4 protein-coding genes and 1 pseudogene are annotated in these 5,909 nt (G+C 33.9%); 3 read left to right on the top strand and 2 right to left on the bottom strand.

The genetic code is table 11. The annotated features are described in order from the left end of the window. Positions 1-21 precede the first annotated feature (21 nt). Positions 22-738: an ankyrin repeat domain-containing protein gene (locus JR053_RS04455; protein ID WP_010405031.1), complete on the bottom strand. Its 717-nt coding sequence runs from the start codon at positions 736-738 to the stop codon at positions 22-24. A gap of 325 nt (positions 739-1,063) precedes the next feature. Here JR053_RS04455 and uvrA point away from each other — a divergent pair, with 325 nt between their 5' ends. Both uvrA and JR053_RS04445 read left to right on the top strand, forming a co-directional pair. Next, positions 1,064-3,877, top strand: a complete 2,814-nt coding sequence (gene uvrA / locus JR053_RS04450; RefSeq protein ID WP_010405033.1) for an excinuclease ABC subunit UvrA — start codon at positions 1,064-1,066, stop codon at positions 3,875-3,877. Between the two features lie 51 nt (positions 3,878-3,928). After that, positions 3,929-4,633: a ComF family protein gene (locus tag JR053_RS04445; protein WP_010405036.1), complete on the top strand. Its 705-nt coding sequence runs from the start codon at positions 3,929-3,931 to the stop codon at positions 4,631-4,633. Between the two features lie 115 nt (positions 4,634-4,748). Here the strand turns inward: JR053_RS04445 and JR053_RS04440 are convergent. Beyond that, positions 4,749-5,030, bottom strand: a pseudogene (locus tag JR053_RS04440) (transposase); the annotation flags it as partial. Between the two features lie 482 nt (positions 5,031-5,512). On the opposite strand from JR053_RS04440, the gene JR053_RS04435 reads away from it, so the two are divergent. After that, positions 5,513-5,909: ankyrin repeat domain-containing protein (locus tag JR053_RS04435; protein ID WP_416603680.1), on the top strand; the 397-nt coding region annotated here is incomplete at its 3' end.

Genomic DNA, 5,909 nt, shown 5'->3' with positions numbered 1-5,909 from the left:
TTATCTTACTTTGTTTGCTTGTCAGATCAAGTCTAAACTATTACAATATGTAACACTTCCTATTTGCGGTGACTCAAATTTTTCTACCATATTCTTAACACCAGCATGTAAGTATTGCTCACTTACTATACTGTCACTACTTCCACACGTAACAGGAGCCTGTGCACCACTACGTATGGTATCATATTGTTTCACAGAATTTATAACATCTGCTGGTGCAGCAGTTTTTTTCTCATGCTTTGTACAAAAATTTTGTTCTGCTTCCTTTAACATTTTTACTATAGCTTCTTTATTTTCTATATTACCAACCACCTCCCTTGGAGTCTTATTTTTGCTTTTTAACGAAGGATTAACTCGATCATCACTTAGTAGTTGTTTTACCATGCTTTCATGTCCACAAGAAGCAGCAATATGCAAAGCAGTTAGCCCATCATTTTTAGAGCCATCTTTTACTCGAGCGCTAACACTTGCTTTCTTTTTTAGTAAAAGTTCCACTATTAACATATTGTTGCATGCTGTAGCAAGATGTAACAACGTCCAATCTTCTGCAGCTTCTTCTGAAATTTTTATACTAAATTGATGTTCTTTACTAAAATTTTTACTAAACTTGTTGTACTCTCCTGCATCTTTTCCTTTTAACTCATTCTTTATTTTTTCAAGTAAATTATCTTCATCCAAATCGCTACTTTCACTTACCTCATTTATTATTTCAAAAAACTTCTCCTTCTCTATTGCCATAACCTTTCCCTCTCAATTTATTTTTATCACTGCATAATCTCACAAAAAAGTTAAATTTATCAAAATTCTATATTTTATATAAAATAAAATTTCCTGTTTCCAAAAATTGGTAAGCATGTTTTTGATGAGATTGTAGAAAACATACTTTTATGACACCATTTGTTGTACGAACTAACTTGGCGAAAACAGATGTTCATATAGTTGTGTGGCAAAATGTTTTGCGCTAGTTATGCTACTTCGTTTTCCATAACAGTTGAAAAAATTAGTAGCAAGTTGTTGTGAGTTTATGTATTTTGAGGCTGTAATGGTCAAAGGTACATGAAGTATGATCAGAGTTAAAGGTGCAAGAGAGCATAATTTGCAGGGTATTGATGTCAATATACCAAAAAATAAGTTAGTTGTTATAACTGGACTAAGTGGTTCTGGTAAGTCTAGCCTTGCATTCGATACGATTTATGCAGAAGGCCAACGCCGATACGTCGAAAGTCTATCGGCTTATGCACGTCAATTTCTTAATATTCAAGATAAACCAGATGTTGAGTCAATCACAGGTCTCTCTCCTGCAATATCAATTAATCAAAAGTCGATCTCAAAAAATCCAAGATCAACTGTTGGAACCGTTACTGAAATTTACGATTATGTACGTTTGATATATGCACGAGTGGGAATACCTTATTCGCCTGTAACTGGGTTGCCAATAACGAAACAGGCTGTATCTCAAATTGTAGATACTATTATAGCATTACCTTTAGAAACTAAAATATATATACTTGCTCCTATTGTGCGTGGCAGAAAAGGAGAGCACTTCAAAGAGATATTGGAAATTAAAAAGCAGGGTTACGTGAGACTAAAAATAGATGGTGAAACATACAATATAGATGACTTGCCTAAACTCGACAAAAACAAGAAACATGATATTTTTGTTATTGCAGATAGAATCTCCATGTCAGATGATATAGGAAATCGACTACCAGGCAGTATAGAATCAGCATTGAGGCTGGGCCATGGCTTAATGTATGCAGAAATAGTGAACTTACCTGATAACCACAATTCCGAGTATAAAAATGGTCAAACTTTAACTTTCTCAGAGAATTTTGCATGTCCTGAGTCTGGCTTTACTCTTGAAGAAATAGAGCCAAGATTGTTTTCTTTTAACAGCCCCTACGGTGCATGCAGTTCATGCAGTGGGCTCGGTAAAAAACTAAGTGTTGATGCAAAGCTAATAGTGCCAGACGAAACGCTCTCGATATCTGAAGGTGCTTTAAAGCCAATTGGATCAATGTTCCGTCAAGTGCATACAAACTATGGATTGCTAAAAAATGCAATTCTATCACTGGCTGAAAATTGCAAATTTAGCCTTGATGTTCCGTGGAAGAATATAGACCAAAAAGTGAAGGATTTAATACTTTTTGGCTCTAGAGAAATGAAATTTCAAGGTTTGGTCAGTATCCTAGAACGCCAGATGGATTACGATGCATCACTTATTGATAGGTATTGTTCTGTTACTGACTGCAAAGAATGTGCTGGCTATAGATTGAGAAAAGAAGCACTTACAGTGAAAATTGACGAAAAACATATAGGTGAAATATCAAGGCTCAGCATCGATGAATCCCTTAAGTGGTTTGGAAATTTATCAGACAAACTTACAGAACAACAAAGGCAAATTTCAAATAAAATATTAAACGAAATAATCAAAAGGCTGACATTTTTAAAGAATGTAGGGCTAAATTACCTTACACTTGACCGTGAATCTAGCACTCTCTCTGGTGGTGAAAGCCAGAGGATCAGGCTTGCTTCGCAAATTGGCTCTGGTTTAACAGGAGTGCTATACGTGCTTGATGAGCCCTCAATTGGCCTTCATCAATGTGATAATGATCGATTAATTACCACACTTAAAAATCTGAGAGACATGGGTAATACTGTGATTGTTGTTGAACATGATGAAGACACAATAATGGCTGCTGATTATGTGATTGATATTGGTCCTGGAGCTGGCGTGAATGGAGGAAAAATCGTTGCAGAAGGAACACCAGATCAGGTACAAAAAAATTCAGAAAGCATAACAGGACAGTATTTAAGTGGAAAGAAGGAAATTTCAATTTCAAAAAGAAGAAAGCAAACAACTCAGTTCATAAAGGTAGTTAATGCTTGTGAGAACAACTTAAAAAATATAAATGTTGAATTTCCTATAGGGAATTTTATTTGTGTTACTGGAATATCAGGAGGAGGGAAATCAAGTTTAGTGATAGAAACATTATATAAATACTCAGCACACAAGATAAATCATTCATCTGCAAGGCATGGTCAATGCGACAAAATAGAAGGCCTTGAGTATATAGATAAAATTATAGAAGTTGATCAATCGCCAATTGGTAGGACCCCAGCATCAAATCCAGCAACATATGTTGGTATGTTTACTCACATCAGAAATTGGTTTGCAGGTCTCCCAGAGTCGAAGGCACGAGGTTACAATATAGGCCGATTTTCATTTAATACCAAGGGAGGAAGATGTGAAGCTTGTAAAGGTGATGGGCATTTAAAGATCGAGATGCATTTCCTACCGGACGTTTATGTGAAATGTGAGCAATGTAGAGGACAGAGGTATAACCGAGAAACATTGGAAGTTACTTACAAGGGAAAATCAATTTCTGATGTGCTTGATATGACAATAGATCAAGCATGTGACTTTTTTGAAAATCTTCCAATGATAAAGGAAAAGTTGATTTCTTTACAGGAAGTAGGGCTTGGCTATATAACGCTTGGACAGTCGTCAACAACGTTGTCCGGGGGTGAAGCACAACGAATAAAGCTGTCTAAGGAACTATCAAAGCGATTTACCGGGAAAACATTGTATATTCTCGATGAGCCAACAACTGGGTTACATTTTGAAGATGTAAATAATTTACTGAAAATACTCCATAGGCTAGTTGATTTAGGAAATACTGTTATAGTTATTGAGCACAATTTACATGTTATAAAAACTGCTGATTACATAATAGATATTGGTCCAGAGGGTGGAGTAAAAGGTGGCGAAGTGGTTGCTGTAGGAACTCCAGAAAAAGTTGCACAGACTCCAAAAAGCGTTACAGGCAAGTATCTTAAAACATATTTATTGGATCAAGTATCGACTATTTCTTAATAATTAGGTTATGAGGAGCATTTTAAAAGGTATACCTAACATATTTAATTCATGAATCTTCTCTTATTAAAAAAAGCTACAGATCTCATATTTCCAAACGTATGCGTAAGTTGTGAACGTATAATTGATAAAAGTTATGATTTATGTAGTGAATGCAATAAAAAAATCAATTTTTTAACTAAGCATTACTGTAATGTTTGTGGTGTAGTAATTCCAGATAACATTGATACATGTGGTAAATGCATCAGTAACCCTTCACCATTTAAAGTATTAAGATCAGTTTTTGCTTATGATGAACATAGCAAAAATATGATTATAAATTTTAAATTTTTTGATAATTTAAATTATGTGAAAGTCTATGCAAAGTGGATGTACAAAGCTAACAAAGACATGTTTCAAAATGCAGAGGTCATAGTTCCCATACCGCTACATAAAATACGCTTATTTAAACGTAAATATAATCAAGCAGCATTGCTCGCGAAGGAATTAAGTAAGTTATCTAATTTATCTTATACACCATTTGCAATAAAACGTATTCGTCACACCAAACCTCAAGCTGGTCTTTCACTTAAACAGCGTGAAAAAAATTTGAAAAATACTTTTAAAGTAAGTAACAGCGAAATTATCAAAAACAAAATCGTGATATTGGTTGATGATGTAGTAACAACTGGCGCAACCGCAAGGTCTTGCTCTCAGGAAATTTTAAACTCTGGTGCAAGAGAAGTGAGAGTGCTATCGCTTGCAAGAACTGTATGAAAATCAGCTTTAAGGTATAATTTTCATTTTTGAAAACTGTTTAGTGTCTTAGTACTAACTTCTGTATCATTCCTCTTAAAAAAAAGTCTAGTTATAGTGTATACGGAGTCTATAATTATAGCTCTTTTTCTAATAGTTCGAATAGCTGAATATTCTTTCTGGCTAAATTTTTTATAACAAACCAATGGTTTGATTAAAATCAGGAGAATATGGAGGCAGATATATAACTTCAGCACCGACACTTTTAACAAATTCACTTATTTTCTATGAAAAGTTGCATTATCCAAAATCACCCAGCAAAAAGCTTGAACTAGCTATTAAAAACGTCTGTATCGCAATAGCCTTCAAAAATCATAGGCGCCATAATTTTTCCCTTATTCAAAGCTGCAATCATATTTTTGAATACTCACTGCATTCAGAAAAAAATAGGTACATGCTAGTGTAATAGCACTGGATGTAATAATTGGAACAAGTAAAAAAGCCTCTATTAGTTTTCTTATAGAGCTGGCTGGTTTAATGCTGTTATTATTCAATGATGCAAAATAATTTTCACTAAGGTTGGCCATCCATTTTGCGCCAGATAAGACCCTCTCACTATTTTTTTAGATAAGTTGACTTGTATTTGCTTTCCCATGTTTATAATTATGCTAATAATAAATATGATAAGATCAATATAAATTTTTTACTTCCGTGTTTTTTCTATTGTTGTTTATAATGACTATAGTTACATCACATATTTCTTTCAATTAAATGGATCAGTTATTTATTACAAATCACTGACTTTTTTAATGGATTCTTTTTCTAAATAATTTCCAAAAATGTGTTTACTTTTGTTTGTAATTGTGTAGTAACTGCAACGTAAAGTTATAGGAGGTAAAGATGGATTTTGAAAATCTGAAAAAGATATTAAGTGCAATTGATAAAGATGCAAGTGTAAATAAAGATAACGTAATTAATAAAATAAAAGAGGTATTGCGAAGGGAAGATACAATAGCGTATCAAGAGTGGGAAAATAAAAATTTTAGTATAAATCATACATTCATCCAAAGTGATCCTGATGCCGAATTTACATTATTAATTGCAGCTGCAGCAGCTGGCTGTAAGGATTTAGTGAATGTTTTATTAGATAGGCATGCGGATGTTCATGTAGAAGGTGAAAATAGAGAGACTGCTTTGCATCATGCCGTTTATAGTCGATGTGTAGGTGTAGTAAATGCTCTACTAAAAAAAGGTGCTGATGTTAATGTAAAAGACAGAAGTGGTAGTACTCCTTTGC

This window comes from Wolbachia endosymbiont of Nasonia vitripennis, assembly GCF_048054115.1.
Taxonomy (GTDB): Bacteria; Pseudomonadota; Alphaproteobacteria; order Rickettsiales; family Anaplasmataceae; genus Wolbachia.
This window is presented reverse-complemented; position numbering and strand designations above follow the sequence as displayed.

Bases quoted from the DNA above. Each gene is read 5' to 3' on its own strand.
- JR053_RS04455 (WP_010405031.1), bottom strand. From the start codon at position 738: ATGGCAATAGAGAAGGAGAAGTTTTTTGAAATAATAAATGAGGTAAGT.
- uvrA (WP_010405033.1), top strand. From the start codon at position 1,064: ATGATCAGAGTTAAAGGTGCAAGAGAGCATAATTTGCAGGGTATTGAT.
- JR053_RS04445 (WP_010405036.1), top strand. From the start codon at position 3,929: ATGAATCTTCTCTTATTAAAAAAAGCTACAGATCTCATATTTCCAAAC.